This is a genomic window from Citrobacter amalonaticus (assembly GCF_018252635.1).
Taxonomy (GTDB): domain Bacteria; phylum Pseudomonadota; class Gammaproteobacteria; order Enterobacterales; family Enterobacteriaceae; genus Citrobacter_A; species Citrobacter_A amalonaticus_E.
Map to the genome: position 1 here is coordinate 1 of NZ_JAGTXM010000041.1, position 425 is coordinate 425.

1 protein-coding gene is annotated in these 425 nt (G+C 74.4%); it reads right to left on the reverse strand.

Features of this window, described 5'->3' with window-relative positions:
- Positions 1-425 (reverse strand): glycoside hydrolase family 3 C-terminal domain-containing protein (locus tag KE671_RS22630; protein WP_211986812.1); only part of this gene is annotated, 425 nt, incomplete at both ends.

Below are 425 nucleotides of genomic sequence, written 5' to 3' on the forward strand. Positions count from 1 at the left end.
TGCGTGAGATCGGCGTACCGGTCGCCGTGCTGCCCTCGGATCTGGTTGTAGTAGGTGGGCTGCTGACCCACGTGCCGCGCGAACGAGATCGGCAGCCGGCCGGACGGCTCCACCGCGCCCGCCACGATCTCGGCCAGCGCGCGACCGCCCTGCATCCCCGGGTTCGCGGCCCACAGCACCGCCGCGGCCCGAGCCGCCGACGCCGGGAGCACGAGCGGCTTCGACGCCAGCAGCACGATCACGACCGGCTTCCCGGTGTCGATCAGCGCGTCCAGCAGCGCGTTCTGCCCGCCGATGAGCTCGAGCGTGGCGGTCGAGCGCCCCTCGCCCACGAGCTCGATCCGGTCGCCCACCACCGCGACCACGACGTCGGCGGCCTCAGCGGTGGCCACGGCCTCCGCGATCAGCGCCGCGTCCGGCTCGCA